Consider the following 3,938-nt stretch of genomic DNA (forward strand, 5'->3'; position numbering starts at 1 on the left):
TCGACGCCGACAGCCCCGCGCGCTTCCTGCCGGTCACCGTGCTGCGCGACACCCGCGACGGCATCTGGGTCGGCGGCCTGCCGGCCGAGATCGACCTGATCACGCTGGGACAGGAATACGTCACCGACGGTGTCCCCGTCGCCCCGAGCTTCGAGGAGATCATCCAGTGACCGGACTGGTCGATTGGGCCGCTCAGCGCGCCCGCATGGTGATGGCGTTCATCTTCCTGTCGCTGGTGGCGGGCGGCTACGCCTATGTCACGCTGCCAAAGGAGGGTGAGCCCGACATCGAGATCCCCGCGCTCTTCATCTCGGTGCCCTTCCCCGGCATCTCGGCCGAGGATTCCGAGAAGCTGCTGGTCAAGCCGATGGAGACCGAGCTCGCCGATCTCGACGGGCTCAAGACGCTCTCGGGCGTGGCCTCCGAGGGCTATGCCGGCGTGGCGCTCGAGTTCGAGTTCGGCTGGAACAAGACCGAGACCATGGCCGACGTGCGCGACGCCATGAACAAGGCCGAGGGCAATTTCCCCGACGGGGCCGAGAACTATTCGATCAACGAGATCAACTTCTCGGAGTTTCCGATCCTGATCGTGTCGCTCACGGGCCCGGTGCCCGAGCGCACCATGGCGCAGGTGGTGAAGGACCTGCAGGACCGGGTCGAGGCGCTGGATTCGGTGCTCGAGGCGGGCATCGCCGGCAACCGCGACGAAATGGTCGAGGTGGTGATCGACCCGCTGCGGCTCGAGTCCTACAACGTCACCGCCAACGAGCTCATCAACGTCGTGCAGAACAACAACCTGCTGGTGGCGGCGGGCGAGGTCGAGACCGACAGCGGCTCGTTCTCGGTGAAGATCCCGTCGAGCTTCGACGAGCCCCGCGATATCTACGACCTGCCCGTCAAGGTGAACGGCGACCGGGTGGTGACGCTGGGCGATCTGGCCACCATCAGCCTGACCTTCGAGGACCGCCAGGGCACCGCCCGCTTCCAGGGCGAGAACACCGTCGCCCTGCAGGTGGTCAAGCGCAAGGGTTTCAACCTCATCGACACCGTGGCCGAGATCCGCGCCGTGGTGGCCGCGGCCGAGGCCGACTGGCCGCCCGAGCTGCGCGCGGCGGTGACCGTGGCCGCCAGCAACGACCAGAGCGTGATCGTCGATTCGATGGTCAAGCAGCTCGAGGGCTCGGTGCTGACCGCCATCGCGCTGGTGATGATCGTGGTGCTGGCCTCGCTCGGCACCCGCGCCGCCCTGCTGGTGGGCTTCGCCATCCCGACCTCGTTCCTGCTGTGCTTCCTGCTGCTCTGGGGCATAGGCATCACCGTGTCGAACATCGTGATGTTCGGCCTGATCCTTGCCGTGGGCATGCTGGTCGACGGCGCCATCGTGGTGGTGGAATACGCCGACAAGCGGATCTCGGACGGGGTCGGCCCCATGCACGCCTATGTCGAGGCCGCCAAGCGCATGTTCTGGCCGGTGGTGTCGTCCACTGCCACCACGCTCTGCGCCTTCCTGCCGATGCTGTTCTGGCCGGGCGTGGCGGGGCAGTTCATGGGCATGCTGCCGGTGACGCTGATCTTCGTGCTCTCGGCCTCGCTGGTGGTGGCGCTGATCTACCTGCCGGTGATGGGCGGCGTCTCGGGGCGGTTCTCGCGCATCCTGCACCGCAAATCCGACCGGCTGCGCCGCAGGCTGCCCAACTGGTGGGCCCGGGCGGCGCTGGTGCCGGTGGCGTTGATCGGCATGTTCGTCGGCGCCATGATGGTGCTGAACCCCGACTTCCTCTTCTTCTCGCCCTTCACGGGCTACACGGCACGGATGCCGGGCATCGTGGTGTTCCTGCTCTTCGCGGTCATGGCCTCGATCACCCTCGACGCCGCCCGCATCGAGCGCACCCGCCGCCACATCCGCGCCCAGTACCGCCGCACCCTCTTCGGCCGGCTGATCGCGCTTGTCACCGGCAACCCGGTGATGCCGCTGGTGACCATCGGCGCGGTGGTGTTCTTCGTAATTTCGGTGTTCGGCTACTACGGCGAGAACAACAACGGCACCGAGTTCTTCACCGAGAGCGAGCCCGAGCAGGCCATCGTCTACGTGCGTGCCCGCGGCAACCTCTCGCTTGCCGAGAAGGACGCGCTGGTGCGCCGGGCCGAGCGCATCGTGCTGGCGCACCCCGGCATCTCGACCGCCTTCGCCTTTGCCGGCGACGGCGGGCTTTCGTCCAACACCGGCGGCTCGGAGCCGCCCAAGGACACCATCGGGCAGATTCAGCTCGAGATCGTGCCGTGGGACCAGCGCCGCGACCGCCCCGAGCTTGACGGCGACATCGTGCTGGCCGAGCTGACCGAGGCCATGGGCGACATCCCCGGCATGCAGGTCGAGATCATCGATCTTGCGATGGGGCCGGCCTCGGCCAAGCCCGTGCACCTGCGGCTCAAGGCCGACGACTGGGACACGCTGCTGGCCGCGACCGAAACGGCGCGCGCGCAGTTCGACGCCATGCCCGGGCTGCGTCAGATTGAGGACACCCGCCCCCTGCCCGGCATCGACTGGCAGATCGACGTCGACGTCGAGGAAGCCGGCCGCTACAGCGCCGACGTCGCCACAGTGGGCGCCATGGTGCAGCTCGTCACCCGCGGGCTGACGCTCGACACCATGCGGGTGGACAGTTCGGACGAGGAGATCGACATCCGCGTGCGCCTGCCCGAGAAGGACCGGGTGCTGTCGACGCTCGACAACCTCAAGGTGCGCACCGCCGACGGGCTGGTGCCGCTCTCGAACTTCATCTCGCGCAAGCCCGTGGCCAAGCTCGCCGAGATCAACCGTGTCGACCAGAAGCGCCACTTCGACATCAAGGCGGGCGTCGAGGACGGGCTGGTGAAATTCACCACCGACGACGGCCAGACCGGCTTCGGCCGCGAGGATCCGGAGGGCGCGCTGACGCTGCGCGGCAAGCGCTACACGGTGATCGACGGCGCCCCGGCGTCCGATCTGGCGGCGCTGGCGCAGGACGGCGCGCTGCACGTGGTGCCGGTGACGCCGAACGAGCGGATCGCGGCGCTCACCGAATGGCTCGAAGCCAACCCGCTGCCGCAGGGCGTCACCTGGGAATGGACCGGCGACCAGGAGGAAGAGGCCGACAGCCAGGCCTTCCTCGGGCAGGCCTTCTCGGCGGCGCTGGCGCTGATGTTCGTGATCCTGCTGGCGCAGTTCAACAGCTTCTACAACTCGGTGCTGGTGTTGCTCGCGGTGGTTCTCTCGACCGCCGGAGTGTTCCTCGGGATGATCGTGCTCGACCAGACCTTCTCGATCATCATGTCGGGGACCGGGGTTGTGGCGCTGGCGGGTATCGTGGTGAACAACAACATCGTGCTCATCGACACCTACCAGGATTACTCGCGCTACATGCCGCGGATCGAAGCCATCATCCGCACCGCCGAGGACCGGATCCGGCCGGTGCTGCTGACCACCATCACCACCATCGCGGGGCTGTTCCCGATGATGATCGGCCTGTCGCTCGACTTCTTCGGCGGCGGCTACGCCATCGACAGCCCGACCTCGCTGTGGTGGAAGCCGCTGGCCTCGGCCGTGGTCTTCGGGCTGTCGATCGCGACCGTGCTGACGCTGGTCTTCACCCCGGCGATGCTGGCCCTGCGGGTGTGGTTCAGCACCTACCTCGGCTGGATCGCCCGGGCGCTGGCGGCACTGTCCCTGGGCGCGGGCAGCCGCGCGGCGCAGGACTGGGCGCTCGCGCGGGCGGCACGGCGTGTGAAGGCGCCGACGATCCTCTGGGAGGACATGCCCGATGCCGCGCCCCTGCCCGCGACTTCGGCGGCGAAACTGAAGGCGGCGGAGTAGCGGGAGCGTCTGTCTGCCTGTCGGGCACCACGCGGGCGGAGCGGGACCGATGCCTCCGGCGGGAGTTTATCCGGCAAGATGAAGC

1 protein-coding gene is annotated in these 3,938 nt (G+C 67.9%); it reads left to right on the top strand.

The window, feature by feature from the left end; genetic code table 11:
- Positions 1 to 166: 166 nt before the first annotated feature.
- Positions 167 to 3,853, top strand: coding sequence for an efflux RND transporter permease subunit (locus HC022_RS20760; protein ID WP_167453686.1), 3,687 nt, complete (start codon positions 167 to 169; stop codon positions 3,851 to 3,853).
- Positions 3,854 to 3,938: the final 85 nt, after the last annotated feature.

This window comes from Salipiger sp. HF18, from assembly GCF_011806505.1.
Taxonomy (GTDB): Bacteria; Pseudomonadota; Alphaproteobacteria; order Rhodobacterales; family Rhodobacteraceae; genus Salipiger; species Salipiger thiooxidans.